The organism is Breoghania sp. JC706 (genome assembly GCF_037026715.1).
In the GTDB taxonomy this organism is placed as follows: Bacteria; Pseudomonadota; Alphaproteobacteria; order Rhizobiales; family Stappiaceae; genus Breoghania.
Genome location: NZ_JBANCG010000015.1, coordinates 55,601 through 74,199 on the forward strand (window position 1 = coordinate 55,601; position 18,599 = coordinate 74,199).

The 18,599-nt window shown below is 66.3% G+C and carries 13 protein-coding genes; 10 read left to right on the forward strand and 3 right to left on the reverse strand.

From position 1 onward, the window contains the following. Positions 1-137: 137 nt before the first annotated feature. From V2L18_RS22425 to V2L18_RS22435, 3 genes are all read left to right on the forward strand, one after another. Positions 138-1,196, forward strand: a complete 1,059-nt coding sequence (locus V2L18_RS22425; RefSeq protein WP_336180582.1) for an acyltransferase family protein — start codon at positions 138-140, stop codon at positions 1,194-1,196. An 87-nt stretch (positions 1,197-1,283) separates the two neighbouring features. Then, a complete protein-coding gene (polA, locus tag V2L18_RS22430) occupies positions 1,284-4,220 on the forward strand; it encodes a DNA polymerase I (RefSeq protein WP_336180583.1) in 2,937 nt (978 codons plus the stop codon). 292 nt (positions 4,221-4,512) lie between these two features. After that, positions 4,513-5,733, forward strand: coding sequence for a TIGR03862 family flavoprotein (locus V2L18_RS22435; protein WP_336180584.1), 1,221 nt, complete (start codon positions 4,513-4,515; stop codon positions 5,731-5,733). Positions 5,734-5,841: 108 nt separating this feature from the next. Here the strand turns inward: V2L18_RS22435 and V2L18_RS22440 are convergent, their stop codons facing one another. From V2L18_RS22440 to V2L18_RS22450, 3 genes are all read right to left on the reverse strand, one after another. Then, positions 5,842-6,684, reverse strand: a complete 843-nt coding sequence (locus V2L18_RS22440) for an ion channel (protein WP_336180585.1) — start codon at positions 6,682-6,684, stop codon at positions 5,842-5,844. After that, positions 6,681-8,030 carry a mechanosensitive ion channel domain-containing protein gene (locus V2L18_RS22445; protein WP_336180586.1) on the reverse strand — a complete coding sequence of 450 codons (1,350 nt, stop codon included), beginning with the start codon at positions 8,028-8,030 and terminating at the stop codon, positions 6,681-6,683. Before V2L18_RS22445 ends, V2L18_RS22440 begins: the two co-directional genes overlap by 4 nt. Positions 8,031-8,331: 301 nt before the next feature. After that, the gene (locus tag V2L18_RS22450) at positions 8,332-9,726 is read right to left on the reverse strand and encodes an FAD-binding oxidoreductase (RefSeq protein ID WP_336180587.1); all 1,395 of its coding nucleotides are present in this window, start codon (positions 9,724-9,726) and stop codon (positions 8,332-8,334) included. A 241-nt stretch (positions 9,727-9,967) separates the two neighbouring features. Between V2L18_RS22450 and V2L18_RS22455 the strand changes: the two genes are divergently transcribed. From V2L18_RS22455 to V2L18_RS22485, 7 genes are all read left to right on the forward strand, one after another. Beyond that, a complete protein-coding gene (locus V2L18_RS22455) occupies positions 9,968-11,776 on the forward strand; it encodes an adenylate/guanylate cyclase domain-containing protein (RefSeq protein WP_336180588.1) in 1,809 nt (602 codons plus the stop codon). Between the two features lie 357 nt (positions 11,777-12,133). Further along, entirely contained in the window at positions 12,134-13,723 is a 1,590-nt protein-coding gene (locus tag V2L18_RS22460; protein WP_336180589.1) for an ABC transporter substrate-binding protein, read from the forward strand. A gap of 217 nt (positions 13,724-13,940) precedes the next feature. After that, on the forward strand, positions 13,941-14,921 hold the full coding sequence (locus V2L18_RS22465) for an ABC transporter permease (RefSeq protein ID WP_336180590.1): 981 nt from the start codon (positions 13,941-13,943) through the stop codon (positions 14,919-14,921). Beyond that, positions 14,918-15,430 carry a GNAT family N-acetyltransferase gene (locus V2L18_RS22470; protein WP_336180591.1) on the forward strand — a complete coding sequence of 171 codons (513 nt, stop codon included), beginning with the start codon at positions 14,918-14,920 and terminating at the stop codon, positions 15,428-15,430. The genes V2L18_RS22465 and V2L18_RS22470 overlap by 4 nt, the downstream gene beginning before the upstream one ends. Then, entirely contained in the window at positions 15,427-16,374 is a 948-nt protein-coding gene (locus V2L18_RS22475) for an ABC transporter permease (RefSeq protein ID WP_336180592.1), read from the forward strand. The genes V2L18_RS22470 and V2L18_RS22475 overlap by 4 nt, the downstream gene beginning before the upstream one ends. Before the next feature lie 5 nt (positions 16,375-16,379). Beyond that, the gene (locus tag V2L18_RS22480) at positions 16,380-17,405 is read left to right on the forward strand and encodes an ABC transporter ATP-binding protein (protein ID WP_336180593.1); all 1,026 of its coding nucleotides are present in this window, start codon (positions 16,380-16,382) and stop codon (positions 17,403-17,405) included. Between the two features lie 20 nt (positions 17,406-17,425). Continuing rightward, positions 17,426-18,433, forward strand: coding sequence for an oligopeptide/dipeptide ABC transporter ATP-binding protein (locus V2L18_RS22485; RefSeq protein ID WP_336180596.1), 1,008 nt, complete (start codon positions 17,426-17,428; stop codon positions 18,431-18,433). The last annotated feature ends 166 nt before the right edge of the window (positions 18,434-18,599 follow it).

An 18,599-nucleotide genomic window follows, 5' to 3' on the forward strand; every position in this document is an offset into this window, starting at 1 on the left:
TGCCATTAAGATTAATAGCTAAAAGGCGAGCGATTCGGCCTGCGCCTTGAAGACTTCCTTACGTATTGGTCCTATCTTCCGGCCTCGCCCGGACGAAAAGCGCAACCGCGCCTGTGTTCAGGGAAGGTGAGGGGATCATGGCCGCAACATCCGGACGGATCGACTGGGTCGATTACGCAAAGGGCTTCTGCATCGTCGCGGTGGTGATGATGCATTCCACGCTCGGCGTGGAGAAGGCCGCCGGCGCCACCGGCTGGATGGGCCACGTGGTGGAATTCTGCCGCCCCTTCCGCATGCCCGACTTCTTCATGATCTCCGGCCTCTTCCTGGCCAACGTCATCGACCGCGACTGGCGCACCTATCTCGACCGCAAGGTCGTCCACTTCGCCTACTTCTACGTCTTGTGGGTGACGATCCAGTTCGCACTGAAGGCGCCGGTCTTCGCGGCTGAGCTGGGCTGGCAGGGCGCGGCATGGGCTTATCTGGAAGCTTTCGTGCAGCCCTTCGGCACGCTGTGGTTCATCTACATGCTGCCGATCTTCTTCGTCGTCGCAAAGGCCGCGCGCGCGGCCCGCATTCCCTGGCAGATCGTGCTGGGCCTCGGCATCGCGTTGGAGATCGTCCACGCCGCCGGCCTCTCCAGCGGGCTGTCGCCATTCCCCACCGGTGCGGTGCTGATCGACGAATTCGCCGCCCGCTTCGTCTATTTCTACACCGGCTATGTCGCCGCCCCGCACATCTTCCGCCTCGCCGCCTGGGCGATGGCGAACGTGCCGAAAGCGCTCGCTGGGCTGCTCGTCTGGGCCCTCGTCAACGGCGCCGTCGTGGCGATGGGCTATTCGCTCTTTCCGGTGGTTTCGCTGGCACTGGGGGCTGCGGGCGCCTGCGCGGTCATTCTCGTCTCCGCGCTTCTGTCGCTCCTCCACCGGGCGGATTTCCTTCGCTTTTTCGGCCAGAACTCCATCGTCATCTATCTGGCGTTCTTCCTGCCGATGGGCGTCTCGCGGACGCTTCTGCTGAAATTCGCCCCCTTCCTCGATATCGGCACGATCTCGCTCGTGGTCACGGTGGCCGGCGTCCTTAGGCCCGTCGTCTTCTTCCTCATGGTGCGCGACACGCGGCTGGACTTCCTGTTCAAGCGCCCGGCCTGGGCCCGTCTCGACGCGCCCAAACCAGCGTTGCAGCCAGCGGAATAGGCGAGCGTCGCCCCTCATCCCGGTGAAAAACCGCGCGGTCCCGACTTCGCCCTTTCCATGGGGCCGCGGCATGGGCATGATCCGGCCATGTCCAGCGAATCCTCCCGTCCCCTCAAGGCCGGCGACCATGTCTTTCTGGTCGATGGCTCGTCCTACATCTTCCGCGCCTATCACGCGCTGCCTCCGCTCACGCGCAAGTCCGACGGGCTGCCGGTGGGCGCGGTCGCGGGCTTCTGCAACATGTTGTGGAAGCTCCTGCAGGAGGCGGACGAGACGGCCGCCGGCGTCACGCCGACGCACATCGCCGTCGTCTTCGACCATTCGGCCAAGACATTCCGAAACGAGATCTACGACCAGTACAAGGCCCAGCGTCCCGAACCGCCGGAGGACCTGATCCCGCAGTTCGGCATCATCCGCGACGCGGTGCGCGCCTTCAACGTCGCCTGCATCGAGCAGCCGGGTTATGAGGCCGACGATATCATCGCCACCTATGCCTGCCAGGCGGTCGAGGCTGGCGCCGACGTCACCATCATTTCGTCGGACAAGGACCTGATGCAGCTCGTCGGTCCGCATGTGATCATGCTGGACACGATGAAGAACAAGCGCATCGCCGAGCCGGAGGTGTTCGAGAAGTTCGGCGTCACGCCCGACAAGGTGGTGGACGTGCAGTCGCTCGCCGGCGACAGCGTCGACAACGTGCCAGGCGTTCCGGGCATCGGCGTGAAGACCGCCGCCCAGCTCATCAACGAATACGGCGATCTGGAAAGCCTTCTCGCCCGCGCTTCGGAGATCAAGCAGACGAAGCGGCGCGAGAACCTCATCGAATTCGCCGACCAGGCCCGCATTTCCCGCCGGCTGGTCGAGCTCGACTGCAACACGCCGGTGGAGGTGCCGCTTTCCTATGCCGCCGTGCGCAAGCTCGACGGCGAAAAGGCGCTCGCCTTCCTGAAGGCGATGGAGTTCACCACCCTGACGCGCCGTGTCGCCGAGACGGCCGGCAAGGACGCGGGCGAGGTCCCGGCCGCGGAACTGGAAATCAAGGGCTGGGAGGCGCCGGAAGCGGCTGCACCCGCCGCCGGTTCGGAAAAATCCGCGGCCTCCGCGAGCGCCGCCGGCGACGGCCCCGCCGCGCTCGCCGAGGCTCGCGCGGCCGAGATCCGGGCGATCCCGATCGATGCCTCGGCCTATGAACTGGTACGCGATGTCGAGCGCCTGAAGGCCTGGATCGCGGAGGCTTACGAGACCGGCTTTGTCGCGGTCGATACCGAGACCACCTCGCTCGATCCGATGGTGGCCGAACTTTGCGGCGTCTCGCTTTCCACCGCGCCGGGCAAGGCCTGTTACATTCCGGTTGGCCACCGCGACGGCGAGGGCGATCTTCTGGGCGGCGGCGGGCTTCTGGAAGGCCAGATCCCGCGCGATGAGGCGGTCGCGCTTCTGAAGCCCCTGCTGGAAGATGCCTCCGTCCTCAAGATCGCGCAGAACCTCAAGTACGATTGGGTGATCCTGAAGCGCCTCGGCATCGAGGTCGCGCCCTACGACGACACGATGCTGCTTTCCTACACGCTCGATGCGGGGTTGCAGGGCGGAAACGGCATGGACGCGCTGTCGGAGCGCTGGCTCGGCCATACGCCGATCAAGTACGAGGACGTCTGCGGCAAGGGAAAATCCGCCGTCACCTTCGACAAGATCGCCCTCGACAAGGCCTGCTCTTACGCGGCGGAGGACGCCGACGTCACCCTGCGCCTGTGGCAGGTGCTGAAATGCCGGCTGCCGGGCGAGACCATGACCACGGTCTACGAGACGCTGGAACGCCCGATGGTGCCGGTTCTGGCGCGCATGGAAATGCGCGGCGTGCATGTCGACCGGCAGATGCTGTCGCGCCTTTCCGGCGAACTCGCGCAAGGGGCTGCGGCCCTTGAGGCGGAAATCCACGAAATGGCGGGCGAGACCTTCAACATCGGCTCGCCCAAGCAGCTCGGCGACATCCTGTTCGGCCGGATGGGACTTCCCGGCGGCAAGAAGACCAAGACCGGCGCCTGGTCCACCTCCGTTTCCGTGCTGGAGGATCTGGCGGCCGAAGGCCATCCGCTGCCGGTGAAGATCGTGGAATGGCGCCAGCTCACCAAGCTGCGCTCCACCTATACCGACGCGCTGCCGAACTATATCAACGCCGAGACGGGCCGGGTCCACACCTCCTATTCGCTTGCCTCTACCACCACGGGACGGCTGTCCTCGTCGGAGCCGAACCTCCAGAACATTCCCGTTCGCACCGAGGCCGGGCGCAAGATCCGCAAGGCCTTCGTCGCAGCCGAAGGCGCCAAGCTTCTGTCGGCCGATTATTCCCAGATCGAACTGCGCGTGCTCGCCCACATGGCCGAGATCCCGCAGCTGGTGAAGGCGTTCGCCGACGGGCTCGACATCCACGCGATGACGGCCTCGGAAATCTTCAACGTGCCGGTCAAGGACATGGACCCGATGGTGCGGCGGCGCGCCAAGGCGATCAATTTCGGCATCATCTACGGCATTTCCGCCTTCGGGCTTGCCAACCAGCTCGGCATTTCGCGCGGCGAGGCGGGCGACTACATCAAGACCTATTTCGAGCGCTTCCCCGGCATCCGCGACTACATGGAAGAAATGAAGCGCCAGGTTCACGCCAACGGCTATGTGACGACGATCTTCGGCCGCAAGGCGCACTATCCGGACGTCAACACCAAGAACCCGAACATGCGCCAGTTCTACGAGCGCGCGGCGATCAACGCGCCGATACAAGGGTCTGCCGCCGACATCATCCGCCGCGCCATGGTGCGCATGGAGGATGCGCTGGCCGCCTCGAAGCTCAAGGCGAAGATGCTGTTGCAGGTGCACGACGAACTGATCTTCGAGGTGGCGGACGAGGAGGTGGACGCCACCATCCCGCTGGTCGCCCGCACCATGGAGGACGCGCCCTCGCCCGCGCTGTCGCTCCGCGTTCCGCTACAGGTCGATGCCCGCGCCGCGCAGAACTGGGACGAGGCGCACTGAGGGCGGGGCAGATCGAGGAGAGCGGGCGGAAGCCAGTCGCCCATCCTTCGAGACGGTCGCTTCCGCGACCTCCTCAGGATGACGTTGTGTGTGTTGTTGTTTCTGCAAAACCATCAACAAACACAACGTCATCCTGAGGAGGCCTGACAAGGCCGTCTCGAAGGATGGGCCGCGAGCCGAAAGGCCGGCGTTTTCCTTCCGCCAAACGATGAAACGCTCCGGCGAAAGCCTCCATCGCCACGCGGTCCGCGCGGTGCTATAGCCGCGCCATCTAAACCGAACGAGCCGCACCATGATCGATACCCCCGCCTCTTCTCCCGCCGCCATCGCCATTGTCGGTGCCGGCCCGGCGGGGCTGATCGCGGCCGAGACGCTCGCAAAGGCCGGCCACCGGGTCACGGTCTACGACCGCCTCGCCTCCCCTGCCCGCCGGTTGCTGATGGCCGGGCGCGGCGGGCTGAACCTGACCCACGACGAAGACCTCGATATCTTCCTCGCGCGCTACGGCGCCGCGCGCACCCGGCTGGAACCGATTATCCGCGCCTTCCCGCCCGAAGCTTTGCGCGCCTGGGCGGATGGGCTGGGGGCGGAGACTTTCGTCGGCTCCTCCCATCACGTGTTCCCGAAGGCGATGAAGGCCTCGCCGCTGCTGCGCGCCTGGCTATCGCGTCTTGGCGATCTCGGCGTGACGATCCGCCCCCGCCACCGCTGGACCGGCTGGACCGCCAACGGCGCGCTCTCCTTCGAAACACCCGACGGTCCGCTTTCGGTTTCGGCGGATGCGACCCTGCTGGCGCTCGGCGGCCTGAGCTGGCCGAAGCTCGGGGCCGATCCCGCCTGGCCGGATTTCTTGCGCGCGAGCGGTGCCGAGGTTCGTCCCTTGAAGCCCGCCAATTGCGGTTTCGCCGTTTCCTGGTCGCCGGTTTTCGCCGACCGCTTCGCCGGCGCGCCGCTGAAGACGGTGGAGCTTTCCTTCGCCGGTACGGTGGCGCGCGGCGACATGGTCGTCACCGCCTCCGGCATCGAGGGCGGGCCGGTCTATGCGCTTTCGGCTCCCTTGCGCGATGCGATAGAGGCGGAGGGTACGGCAACGCTCGTCATCGACCTTCGCCCCGATATCGCGCAAGAGGCGCTTGCCGCCCGCCTCGCGCGCCCGCGCTCCAAGCAGTCGGTCTCCAACTTCCTGCGCAAGGCGGCGGGCCTGCAGCCGGTCGCCATCGGCCTTCTGCGCGAGGCCGGGCCTTTGCCCGACGTCCCCGAAGCGCTGGCTAAGCGGATCAAGGCCTGTCCGCTGGAGCTCTCAGCCACCGCCGGCATCGAGCGGGCGATTTCGAGCGCCGGCGGCGTCGCCTTCGACGGTCTGGATGATGGCCTGATGCTCGATGCCCGGCCGGGGACATTCGTTGCCGGCGAAATGCTCGACTGGGAGGCGCCGACGGGGGGATATCTTCTCCAGGCGAGCTTCTCCACCGGCGTTGCGGCGGCGCGCGGCATGATCGCCTGGCTGTCCTGACGGGTTTTCGCACGTACGAGAAATGCGAGGGAAATTCGAACGATATTCGAATGAAATTCTAATCGGCGACGAAAAGGCCGTTTGACGCGGCTGGGCGCGCGCTTGCGCCTACCATTCGCCCTCTGTCGGGATCTTCAGAAGACGGCCGCAATGCTTGCAGTGGACGGCATCTGGGTCGTGCCGGGAGAGGCCGCAGTCGGGGCAGGTGTAGGGATACTTGCTCGGCCGGAAGATGGTCTGCACCAGCCGCAGGAAAAGCGCCACACCGATCACCATGATCGCCACCGTCAGAAGGCGGCCGAACGTATCGGAAATGGTGATATCGCCGAAACCCGTCGTCGTCAGCGTCGTCACCGTGAAATAGAGCGCATCGACGTAAGTATTGATGTTTTCGTTCTTGTGCACCTCCGCGACATAGACGACCGCGGTGACGATGAAGACGAACACGATGAGGTTGACGGCCGAATGAATGACTTCCTCATTGCGCTTGAACCACTTCCAGCCGCGGCGCAGGTCGCGCAGCACGTGATAGGAGCGCAGCAGCCGCAGCATGCGCAGGATCCTGAGAAAACCGAGGTTTTCAACGAAGGCGGCGGCCAGCAGCGAGGCGATGACGACGAGATCGGCGAGCGCGGTGAACTCCAGCGCGGTCTTCACCGGGCGCACGGAAATGACGATCCGCGCGATGTAATCCGCGATCAGGATCAACGCGATGACGAAGTCGGCCGCATGCAGCGTCGGCTGCGGATCGACCATCGAGGAGCCGACGAAATAGATCACCGTGACGATGTCGAAGGTGACCAGCAGGGTACGGAAAAGCTGCGGCCCCCGTCCTTCCCCGAAATAGAGCCGGCGCAGGCCCATGCGCACCGGCCCGAACCGGCCGCGGTGGCGCGACTGGACCGCATCGGGATCGGCGTCTTCCCGGTCTTCGGTGTCGTCGTCGTTCAACCCGATCTCCCTGAGGGGCTTGTGTTTTCGCCCTGCGGCACCTGATAGACGAGCTCCACCGGCCCGCGCACGTGAATGTCGTGCTGGCGGTAGGGCAGCGCAACGCCGGCCTCGTGCAGGGCCTCCCACAGCGCCAGCAGAACCTCGCCCTTGACGTTGACCACCCCCTTGCCCGGATCGTCGATCCAGAAGCGCAGCAGGAAATCGACCGACGATTCCCCGAAGGCGGTCAGGTGGCAGACGGGAGCCGGGTGGTCCTCCACCCGGGCAACCGCCGCCGCAGCCTTCGCAGCCAGTTCCCGCACGAGCTTCGGATCGGAATCGTAGGAGACGCCGAAGGGCACGTCGAGGCGGACCTTTTCGTCGGAATAGGTCCAGTTGATGACCTGGTTGGTGATCAGATCCTCGTTCGGAATCAGATACTCACGCCCGTCCCGGGTGACCACGGAGACATAGCGGGCGCCCAGCGAGGTGATCGAGCCGTAGGTCTCGCCGAGCGAGATCACGTCGCCCGGCTTGATCGACTTGTCGAGCAGCAGGATCACGCCGGAGACGAGGTTGGAGACCACCTTCTGCAGACCGAAACCGAGCCCCAGGCCGACCGCGCCGGAAAAGACGGTGATGGTGGTGAGGTCGAAGCCGATGGTCTGCAGGCCCAGCACCATGGCGATGGTGAAGAGGCCGATGCGCGCGAACTTGCCGGCCAGAACCCGCATGGAGGGCGAGAGATCCTTCACCCGCTCCATCCGCCGTTCCGTCGCCCGGCTGAGGAACCCGGCGAGCCACAGCAGCGCGGTCAGCGTGACAACGGCCTTCAGGATCAGCAGCGCGGAGATGCGCAGCGAACCGACCTCCACCGCCATCGCATCCAGAAGCAGCACGGCCTGCGGCATCAGGTCGAGAATGGAGAGGGCAGCGAAGATCCAGCAGCCGAGCGCCACGGTCCGGGCCGCCAGCGGGTTGCGGATGATGCGCGAGGAGATGGAGATGACGAGCCACACGGCGGCAAGATTGCCGACGACCAGCAACAGATAACTGCGGCTCGGCCACGTCACCTCGCGCATGATCACCACGGCCAGCCAGACAACGGCGACGAAGAGGATCACCCTGAGGCGGCGCAGCACCAGCGCCAGAAAGCGCAGCCGGCGGATGGAGGTTTCCTGCGCGCGGACCCAGTTTTCAACGTGCGGCCCGGCCCACCGCGCGCCGTAATTGGCGAGCGCGAAGGCCAGGATCAGAATGACGAGCTGAAGAATGCCGGAAGGCTGGGTGAGCGCGCGCAGCGACAGCACCAGTTGGGGAACCGTCGCTTCCAGCGCCTTGAGAAACTCGTCCCAGGTGACCATTCGGCCGGCGTCCTCCTCCCTGGTGCGTCGTTACGCGGTCTGGGCACTGCACCCGTCCTTCGAGACGGCAGGCCACATCACCATACGGCACTTTAGAGAGATTCATGGTTTGGCGGAAGCGGATCGGCGGTATTCCGGCTGCGGCCCATCCTTCGAGACGACGCTAACGCGTCTCCTCAGGATGACGTTGTATTTGTTGATGAATTGAAGAAATCAACAACACGATAACGTCATCCTGAGGAGGTCTGACAAGACCGTCTCGAAGGATGGGCAACTTGCTTACCTCTAACCATGAAGAACTCTAGACGGCGGGCGCGACCGGGATCTTCACGGCCGTTTCGGGGGCGGGCCAGTCGACGAGCTTGCCGGGGTTCATCAGGCCGTACGGGTCGGCGGCCGCCTTGAAATCGGGCTGCGGCGCATCGATCCGCTTCCAGCCGGCGCCGTCGAGCCGCCAGGTGTGCGGGTTGGATACGGACGCGCCGATGGCGTCCAGTTTCTCGATCATCGCAAAGAGACGCTCGCGGCCGGAGTAGCGCACCAGCGGAAGGGCGGAGGCGCCGACGCGGCCGAACCGGCGCTGGAATTCCAGATGGGTGATGAACTCGTCGGGAAAGGCGCGGGCGGCCGCCTCGATCACCGCGAGGTCGTTGTCCGGCGGATAGCGCACCTGCAGGTAGGTGAAGGACGGGTCGGCCCGCATCGCATGCAGGGTCGTGTGGTTCCAGGTGTATTCGTAAAGCGGCGGCATGGCGCCAATGGCGGAAAAGGCCGCCGCGTCCGTCTCCTCGGCGTTGCGCTCGAAGACGCATTCGCCTCCGTGCCCCGCGGCGCGCGCCGTGGTGACGGCGGCCTGCGGCTCCGAGACCATGACGATCGCCATCGCCGCGCCCTCCGGCACGAGCGGCGAAAGCCGCCTGATCAGCGGTGGAATGCGGGCGTCGTGGATGGACACGAGCTTTCGGGCGATGGCGTCGGCCGCCGTCAGCGCCTTGCCGAAGGCCGCGGCCTGCGCGAGCGAGGGAAAGGCGTAGATCCGCTCCGCCCAGGGCTGGATGGGGGCAAGCGGCATTTCCACCTCGGTGATGATGCCGTTGACGCCATAGGCATGGACGACGCGCATCACGTCGTCGCCGGACAGCTCCAGGATGCGGGGCTCCTCCTCCAGCGTGACGACTTCGGCCGACAGAACCGCGCCGCGATCGGAGATCTGGCCCCAGGTGCAGCTGCCGATGCCGCCGGCCCCGCCGGCAAGAAAGCCGCCGATGGTCGCGCTCTGGCGTGTGGAGGGGTGGAAGCGCAGCTCCCAGCCGGTGGGCTTTAGCGCGCGGTCGATCTCCAGCATCGTCGCACCCGCCTCGATGCGCGCGACACCGGGTTTCACGCGGACCAGCCGGTCGAGGCCGGTCATGTCGAGCACCACGCCGCCGGCCAGCGGCACGGCCTGGCCGTAATTGCCGGTGCCGCCGCCGCGCACCGTCAGCGGCAACCGGGCCTTCGCTGCCGCAGCCGCCACCCGCAGCAGGTCCCGCTTGTCGCGCGGGCGCACGACGATATCCGCGACGCGGCCTTCCAGCTCGCTTCTCAGGATCGGCGAGAACCAGAAGAAATCCCGGCTCTTGATCCTGAGGGTTGCCGCGTCGTCGTCGAATGGAATGCCGTCGATCTCAGAGCGGAACGTGGTCAGACTGTCCATTGCGGGCCCCCGTTTGAGCCATTTAAGCCCGGACTTGACATGCTTAGCAAGAAAGCGGACTCGGAGCCGTTCGGGAAAGAGCGCGAAGCGGCGCGAAGGACCCGCTCGATGGGGCGTCCCGGCCCGGCCAGCCGACCGCGGCCTGTCGAATATGACGAGACCGCGTGTACCGCCCGGGCTATTCTGCGTGCCAAGGAAAGCGCGGACATGGCGTGCTGGAACAGGCTTGGAGAGGGTGGGGTTGAAAAGAGACGCGGAGAAAGTCGCGCCGACGGGACGTGGCGGGCAGGGCGCGGCGCGGACGCCGGGGGCTGGCACGACAGGGCAGCGCCTCAGGCTGGCGGCCGGCCTGATCCTGTTCGCCTTCGTCCTCACCCATTTCCTCAATCATGCGCTCGGCAACGTCTCGCTGGCCGTTATGCAGGCAGGTCAGGATCTGCGGTTCGTGATCTGGTCGTCCCTGCCGGGGCAGATCCTGCTCTATGGGGCGCTGACGGTTCACGTCGCCCTGGCACTTGCAAAGCTCGCCCGCAGGCGCACGTGGCGCATGCCCGCGTGGGAGGCCACGCAGATTGGCCTCGGTCTCGCCGTCACCTGCATCCTCATCAAGCATATCGTCGCCACGCGCGGCGCGATGGCCGCCTTTCACGCCAATGTCGACTATCGCAATGAACTCAGCGCACTCTGGACGGGCTACGCCTTCTGGCAATCGGTCTTTCTCTTGATCGTCTGGGCGCATGTCACGCTTGGTCTGCACTACTGGCTGCGGCTGAAGCGCTGGTATCCGCGCGCGCGGCCCTGGCTTGCGACAGGCGCCGTTCTGGTGCCCACGCTGGCGCTGACCGGCTGGCTGAACGCCGCCCGGCTTCTGGAGGAGACCGGCGGACTTCGCATCGACATGACGCCGCAACAGCGCGCGGCTCTCGGCGAATGGACCCATCTCGGCCGGTGGGGGCTCGTCGCCGTGCTCGCCGGTGTGGTGGTGGCGATCGTCGTACGCCGGTTTTCCGACAGGCTCGCCGCCGGCTTCACGATCTCCTATGCCGACGGCCGCCGTGTGCCCGGCCTGCCCGGATCGACGCTTCTGGAGATCAGCCGCGCCCACGGGATTCCGCATGTGTCCATCTGCGGCGGGCGTGCGCGGTGTTCCACCTGCCGCGTCGAGGTGCTTTCCGGGGGCGATACGCTGGAGCCGCCCACGGCGTCCGAGCGCACGGTGCTTGCGCGCCTCGGTGCCGGGCCTCAGGTCAGGCTCGCCTGTCAGATCCGCCCCGCGGCGGATCTCGTCGTGCGGCAGCTGCTCGACGCGGGACGCGGCGGCGCCCACCGGCAAGGCGCCGAGGACCGCTATCGCTGGGGCGTGGAGCGTCCCGTCACGGTGATGTTCGTCGATCTGCGCGGCTTCACGGCGCTTTCCGAAGGACGCCTGCCCTATGACGTGGTCTTTATTCTCAACCGCTATCTCGACAGTGCGGCGGCGGCGATCCGCGCCGCCGGCGGGATGATCGACAAGGTGATGGGCGACGGCATCATGGCGCTCTTCGGTGTGGAGACGGGCCGGGAGGAGGGCGCGCGTCAGGCGCTTGCCGCGGTGTTGTCGCTGGCGACGGCGCTGGAACGGGTCAACGCCGATCTGACCGCGCAGCTCGACGCCCCGCTGCGGCTCGGCGTCGGCGTGCACACCGGGCCGGCCATTCTCGGCCGCATCGGGCTTGCCGGCGAGGCCGGCGCCGCCGCCCACCTCACCGCCCTCGGTGACACGGTCAACGTGGCCAGCCGATTGGAGGGCGCCTCCAAGGAACTCGGCGGCTTCGCCGTCATCTCCGCGCAGACGCTTTCCGCCGCCGGAATAGCGAGCCTTGCGCTCGACGGCGACTGGACGGAGCCGGTGCCGGCCACCCCCCATGCGGTTGCCGTGCGCGGGCGCTCGGAGGCGCTGGAGGTCTGGGCGGTTCGCGATCCGGCGGTCCTGGCCCACGCCCTTGATTCTGCCGCAACGGTAGTGAGACGTGCGACGTCCATATCGGCATCCGACAGCGTTCGCGGTTGACCAATCGCGCGTCACGCGAGCCGTCGCGATGCCTTCTGGAGAGGCGCATTTTGACGCATATGCCCCCGCAGGGCCTCAATTTTCGCCGCCGGATAGGTTCAGGGTGGACCTGTCGGAACGAACGCTCCAAGATGCGGGCCTCATGCGCACCAACCGCGACGACAACCCGGATCAGGCACAGGTCCGGGACAAGCGAACGGGACCGGGATGTGAACCCGGCGCAAAGCGGTGACGTGGGCAAGGACAAGAACGGTCGCGCCATGCGAGAGCGAAGATCCGACAACGGGTCGAACGGTCCGTGGCGCAGATCGACGACAATGGGAACAGAACTGAAATCCAGCCAGGGAGCACCGGGACATGCGAATTCGCAACGCCGCCCTTGCGGCGGGCATCGCCGCCGCCTTGCTTGCCGCCGCGCCGGCCAGCGCCAAGACCTTCAAATATGCCTTCCAGGGCGTGCTCAACACGCTCGAGCCTTACGCGCTCAACGAGACCTTCACGCTGGGCACGCTCGGCAACGTCTATGAGGGGCTCATCTGGCGCGACAAGGATCTCAAGATCCATCCCGCGCTTGCCGAAAGCTGGGAAGTCATTTCGCCCACCAAGTGGCGCTTCCACCTGCGCAAGGGCGTGAAGTTCCACAACGGCAACGACTTCAACGCCGACGACGTGGTCTTTTCCGCGAACCGCGTGCGTTCCAAGGGCTCCGACCTCACCAATTACCTGAATGCGGACGTGAAGGTGACCAAGGTCGACGACTATACGGTCGACTTCGAACTGCCCGGTCCCAATCCCATCCTGAACTATCAGTGGGAGTTCTGGTACATCCTCGACAAGGAATGGACCGAGGAGCACGACGCCGTCTCCGTGACCTCGGCCTCCGACACGAGCCCGAATTACGCGGCCCTTCACGCCAACGGCACCGGCCCCTACAAGGTGGTCAGCCACGAGGCCGGCGTGAAGACGGTGTTCGAGAAGAACGAGAACTACTGGGGCAAGGTTGAGGGCAACGCCGACCGGGTGGAATTCACGCCCATCACCCAGGACGCGACCCGTGTCGCAGCGCTCCTGTCGGGCGAGATGGACCTCGTTTATCCCATTCCGGTGCAGGACATTCCCCGCGTCGACGGCAACCAGGGCACCCGGGCGATGACCGGGCCTGAGCTGAGGACCATCTTCCTCGGCATGGACCAGCGTCGCGACGAGCTTCTGTACTCCAACGTCAAGGGCAAGAACCCGTTCAAGGACGTGCGCGTGCGCAAGGCCTTCTATCAGGCGATCGACGAGAACGCGATCGTCAAGAAGGTGATGCGCGGGCTGGCCACCCCTTCCGCGCTGATGATCTCGCCGTTCCTTTATGATCGTGCGGGCGAGTTCAAGCGGTATCCGTATGATCCCAAGGCGTCCAAGGCGCTGCTGGCGGAGGCCGGCTATCCGGACGGGTTCGAGGTCGGCATGGACTGCCCGAACGACCGCTACGTCAACGACGAGGCGATCTGCCAGGCCGTGACCGCCTATCTGGCGCGCGTCGGCATCAAGGTGGATCTGAACGCCCAGCCCAAGGCGAAATATTTCGCCAAGATCCTGGCCTCGGGCGGCTACGACACCTCGTTCTACCTGCTCGGCTGGACGCCGTCGTCCTTCGACGCCCACAACGTCCTGTCCTCGCTGATGAACTGCCGCGACGATTCCGGCGCCGGCTCGCCCTTCAACAATGGCGGCTGGTGCGATGAGGAAATCGACAAGCTCACCGCCAAGATCCTTGTCGAGAACGACAAGAAGAAGCGCGACGAGATGATCTACGAGGCGTTCAAGAAGGCGAATGACGACGTCCGCTACATCCCGCTGCACCAGCAGGGGCTGGCCTGGGGCGTGTCCGACAAGGTCGACGTGGCCCAGCGCGCCGACAACGTCCTGAGTTTCCGCTACGTGGACGTGAAGGAATAGGGGCGGCGGACCTTTCCGCCCCCTTCGCATCCGCGAATTTGCCGCTTGCTCCCTTCTTCCCTCGCTTCGCGGGGCCCGAGGGGCGTGAAGCGGCAGGTTCGCGGCAACTGGCTGAGCCCTTCTCCCTCCGTCGGCCCGCGCCGACACTGGCCCCCGCGAAGGGGCCAGAGAAGGGCGGCCCATTCCCGTTTCCGGCGAACCGCATCAGGATCCCTCCATGCTCGCCTTCATTATCCGGCGTCTTCTGCAGGCCATTCTCGTCATGCTGGCCGTGGCGCTGATCGCTTTCACCCTGTTTCGTTTCGTCGGCGACCCGGTCAACCAGATGGTCGGTCAGGACACCACGCCCGCCCAGCGCGCGGAGCTGCGCGAACGCCTCGGGCTGAACGACCCCGTCCCCGTCCAGTTCGCCCGCTTCATCGCCAACGCCGCGCGCTTCGACTTCGGCCGCTCCTATCAGTTCAAGCAGCCCGTGGCCGAACTCATCGGCTCGCGCCTGCCGGCGACCTTCGAGCTGTCCTTCGTGTCCGCCCTCTTCGCGCTTCTCGTCGGCATTCCGATGGGCGTCTATACGGGGCTCAATCGGTCTTCGATCCTGTCCAAGCTGTTCCTGACGATCTCGCTGATCGGCATCTCGCTGCCGACCTTCTTCATCGGCATCCTGCTGATCTTCGTCTTTTCCGTGACGCTGCAATGGCTGCCGAGCTTCGGGCGCGGCGAGGTGGTGGATCTGGGTTTCTGGACGACGGGGCTGCTGACCGTTTCCGGCCTCAAGGCCATCATCATGCCGGCGATCACCCTCGGCCTTTTCCAGATGACGCTGATCATGCGGCTGGTGCGCTCCGAAATGCTGGAAGTGATCCGCGCCGACTACATCAAGTTCGCCCGCGCGCGCGGGCTGCCGGACCGCATCGTCCATTTCCGCCACGCGCTGAAGAACACGCTGGTGCCGGTCATCACCATCACCGGCCTGCAGCTCGGCTCCATCATCGCGTTCGCCATCATCACCGAGACGGTGTTCCAGTGGCCGGGCATGGGCCTGTTGTTTCTGCAGGCCGTGCAGAACGTCGATATCCCGATCATGGCGGCCTACCTGATGCTGATCGCCTTCGTCTTCGTGGTGATCAACCTGATTGTCGACATCCTCTATTTCGTGGTCGATCCGAGGCTCCGCGTGGAGCGGGCGGTGCAATCATGACCGCGCCCGGTTCCCGCACCGCCGACCTTTCCTTCCGCGCCATCGAAGCGGATGACCTGCCCGCCCTTGCCGCGCTCTGGCACGAGGCCTGGCGCGCCGGTCACGCCTCCTTTGCCTCACCCGAACTGACGCGCGCCCGCACGCCGGAACGGTTTCTCGCCCGGCTGCAACCCTTTGCCGGGGGCGGCCTCGTCGCCTGGCTCGATGGCGCGATCGCGGGCTTTGCCTATTGGGACGGCGCCGAGCTCGACCAGTTCCATGTCGGCGCAAATGCGCGCGGCACCGGCCTTGCCGCCCGGCTGATGGCCGCGGCCGAAGCCGCAATGGCCGCAGACGGCGTGACCTCGGCCCATCTCTTCTGCGCCGAAGGCAATGCGCGCGCGCACCGCTTCTATCAAAAGGCCGGCTGGCGCGACGCCGGGCTGGAAGCCACCCGCGTATCCGACGGCGCCGGCGGCTGGCTTCCCGTCACCTGCCACCGTTTCGTCAAGGAGCTTGCGTGCGCATGACCGACACCCCTTCCGATACCGAAGCGAAGGCGCCGGGCCTCATGGCGCGGGTCGCCGACAGCGACATCCTGCATTCCTTTCTCGCCTCCAAGGTCACGGTGGTCGCGGCGCTTGTGGCGCTGGCCTTCTTCATCGGCGCGGCCTTTGCCCCGTGGATCGCACCGCACAATCCGTTCGATCTGGCGAGCGTCGACCTGATGGATTCCCTGCTGCCGCCGGCCTGGCAGCCCGATGGCGACATGCGCTTCCTGCTCGGCACCGACGATCAGGGCCGCGATATCTTCTCCACCATCCTCTACGGCGCGCGCATCTCCATCGGCGTCGGCATCGTCTCCGTCCTCTTCGCCGCCGCGCTCGGCATCACGCTCGGGCTCATCGCGGGCTATGCGGGCGGGCGGATCGACGCCTTCATCATGCGGCTTGCCGAAGTCCAGCTCACCTTTCCCGCGATCCTGATCGCGCTGCTGGTGGACGGTGCGGTGCGCGGCATTTTCGGCAACCTGAACCGCGAGCATTCCGCCTTCTGGATCCTGGTCTTTTCCATCGGGCTTAGTTTCTGGGTGCAATACGCGCGCACGGTGCGCGGCTCCACCATGGTGGAGCGCAACAAGGAATACGTGCAGGCGGCAAGGCTCATCGGCATCCGCCCCGGGCTGATCATGTTGCGCCACGTGCTGCCCAACGTGATGAGCCCGGTGCTGGTGATCGCCACCATCAACCTGGCGCTCGCCGTCATCACCGAGGCGACGCTCAGCTATCTCGGCGTCGGCGTGCCGCCGACCCAGCCCTCGCTCGGCACGCTTGTGCGTATCGGCAACGACTTCCTGTTCTCCGGCGAATGGTGGATCGCCATCTTTCCCGGCATCGCGCTCGCCGTTCTGGTGCTCGCCGTCAATCTCATCGGCGACTGGCTGCGCGATGCGCTCAACCCGAGGCTGAGGTGAGATCCATGAGTGTCCCGCTTCTGTCCGTGCGCGATCTGCACGTCGAGTTTCCCACCCGCCGCGGCCGGCTGAAGGCGATCGACGGCGTTTCCTTCGATCTGGCGCCCGGCGAGGTGCTGGGCATGGTCGGCGAGAGCGGGGCGGGCAAGTCGCTCACCGGCGCCGCTGTTATCGGCCTCCTGGAACCACCCGGCCGCATCGCGGGCGGCGAGATCTGGCTGAAGGGCGAGCGCATCGACAACCTGCCGCGAAAGGCGATGCAGAAGATTCGCGGCCGCCGCGTCGGCATGGTGTTCCAGGACCCGCTGACGAGCCTCAACCCGCTCTTCACCGTGGGCGAGCAGATCGTCGAGACGATCATGACGCATCTGCCCGTGTCCGCGCGCGAGGCGCGCGACCGGGCGGTGGGGCTGCTGGAGGCCGTCGGTATTCCCGCCGCCTCCAGGCGCCTGACCGCCTATCCGCACCAGTTCTCCGGCGGCATGCGCCAGCGTGTCGTCATCGCGCTGGCGCTGTGCGCGGAGCCCGAACTGGTCATCGCGGACGAACCCACGACCGCGCTCGACGTCTCCGTGCAGGCGCAGATCATCGACGTTCTGAAGGAACTTTGCCGGGCGCGCGGCGCCTCCGTTATCCTGATCACCCACGACATGGGCGTGATCGCGGAGACGGCCGACCGGGTGGCGGTGATGTACTCCGGCCGCATCGCCGAGATCGGCCCGGTCGCGCAGGTGGTCAAGGCACCGCACCATCCCTACACGGTGGGGCTGATGGGCTCGATCCCGAGCCTCAACGGATCGGTCGACCGGCTGGTGCAGATCCCGGGTTCCATGCCGCGTCTCGACGCGATCCCGCCGGGCTGCGCCTTCAATCCGCGCTGCCCGCACGCCTTCGAGCGTTGCCGTGTCGAGCGGCCCGAGCCGATGGCGATGGACGGTGCGCGCGTCGCCTGCTGGCTTCACGAGGCCGGCGGCGAAATGCAAGCAGGTGCGGAACCCTCTCTGACAGGCCGCGCGGGAGACGGGCGATGAGCGAAACGAGTGCGCAGACCATGCCGGCGGAGACCGGAAAGGCCGTGGTGGAGGTCGAGGGTCTGTCGCGGACCTTCGATGTGTCCCGCCCCTGGCTCAACCGGGTGCTGGAGCGCGACACGCGCCATTTCCTGCGCGCGGTGCAGGACGTCTCCTTCGAGATCGCCCGCGGCGAGACCTTCGCACTCGTCGGCGAGAGCGGGTCGGGCAAGTCGACGGTCGCGAAGATGGTCGTCGGCCTGCTGCCGCCCTCGCGCGGGGCGATTCGCATCGACGGCCTCGACATGCAGGGCGCGCAACAGGCGCATGCCATGCGCTCGCTGCGCCGCCGCATCCAGATGATCTTCCAGGACCCGTTCGCGAGCCTCAATCCGCGCTGGCGGGTCGGCCGGATCATCGCCGAACCGATCCGCGCGTTTTCGCTGGAAGCCGACAGCAAGGCACTGGAACGGCGGGTGGGCGAGCTTCTGAGCCTCGTCGGTCTCGATCCGCGCGACGCGAAGAAATATCCGCACGAGTTTTCAGGCGGTCAGCGCCAGCGCATCTGCATCGCGCGTGCGCTGGCGTCGAAGCCGGAATTCCTGGTCTGCGACGAGCCGACCTCGGCGCTCGACGTTTCGGTGCAGGCGCAGATCCTGAACCTGATGCGGGATCTTCAGGATGAGTTCTCTCTCACCTATCTCTTCATCAGCCACGATCTGGCCGTGGTGCGCCACATGGCGAAGCGCATCGGCGTCATGTATCTCGGCCGATTGGTGGAGGTGGCGGATTCGGACGCGCTGTTTTCCACCCCGCGCCACCCCTACACGCGAATGCTGCTCGACGCGGTGCCCGACCTTGCCATGACGGGCACCCGTCGCAAGCAGGTGGAAGGCGAGATCCCGAACCCGATCTCGCCGCCGCCCGGCTGTGCCTTCCATCCGCGCTGCCCGCTGGCGAACGATCGCTGCCGCAGCGAACAGCCGCAACCGGTTACGGCTGGCGGCGCCACGGTGCGGTGCCACGCGGTGGAGGAGGGACGGGGCTAGGGCGACGCGCGGCGGGACGGAAGCGGGCCGCCTGTCCGTAGAGGCGCGTCAGCGCCGTCTCGAAGGATGGACCGCGGCGGAAGGCTCGCGATCCGGTGCTGCCAAATCCCGGGCTGTGGCGCCATCAGGCGCCCGTCGGGGGGGGGGGATGGGGCCCCACCCCCAA

What these genes read in the sequence shown, in the direction of transcription:
- V2L18_RS22425 (WP_336180582.1), top strand. Translation starts at nt 138, where the DNA reads ATGGCCGCAACATCCGGACGGATCGACTGGGTCGATTACGCAAAGGGC.
- polA (WP_336180583.1), top strand. Translation starts at nt 1,284, where the DNA reads ATGTCCAGCGAATCCTCCCGTCCCCTCAAGGCCGGCGACCATGTCTTT.
- V2L18_RS22435 (WP_336180584.1), top strand. Translation starts at nt 4,513, where the DNA reads ATGATCGATACCCCCGCCTCTTCTCCCGCCGCCATCGCCATTGTCGGT.
- V2L18_RS22445 (WP_336180586.1), bottom strand. Translation starts at nt 8,030, where the DNA reads ATGGTCACCTGGGACGAGTTTCTCAAGGCGCTGGAAGCGACGGTTCCC.
- V2L18_RS22450 (WP_336180587.1), bottom strand. Translation starts at nt 9,726, where the DNA reads ATGGACAGTCTGACCACGTTCCGCTCTGAGATCGACGGCATTCCATTC.
- V2L18_RS22460 (WP_336180589.1), top strand. Translation starts at nt 12,134, where the DNA reads ATGCGAATTCGCAACGCCGCCCTTGCGGCGGGCATCGCCGCCGCCTTG.
- V2L18_RS22465 (WP_336180590.1), top strand. Translation starts at nt 13,941, where the DNA reads ATGCTCGCCTTCATTATCCGGCGTCTTCTGCAGGCCATTCTCGTCATG.
- V2L18_RS22470 (WP_336180591.1), top strand. Translation starts at nt 14,918, where the DNA reads ATGACCGCGCCCGGTTCCCGCACCGCCGACCTTTCCTTCCGCGCCATC.
- V2L18_RS22475 (WP_336180592.1), top strand. Translation starts at nt 15,427, where the DNA reads ATGACCGACACCCCTTCCGATACCGAAGCGAAGGCGCCGGGCCTCATG.
- V2L18_RS22480 (WP_336180593.1), top strand. Translation starts at nt 16,380, where the DNA reads ATGAGTGTCCCGCTTCTGTCCGTGCGCGATCTGCACGTCGAGTTTCCC.
- V2L18_RS22485 (WP_336180596.1), top strand. Translation starts at nt 17,426, where the DNA reads ATGCCGGCGGAGACCGGAAAGGCCGTGGTGGAGGTCGAGGGTCTGTCG.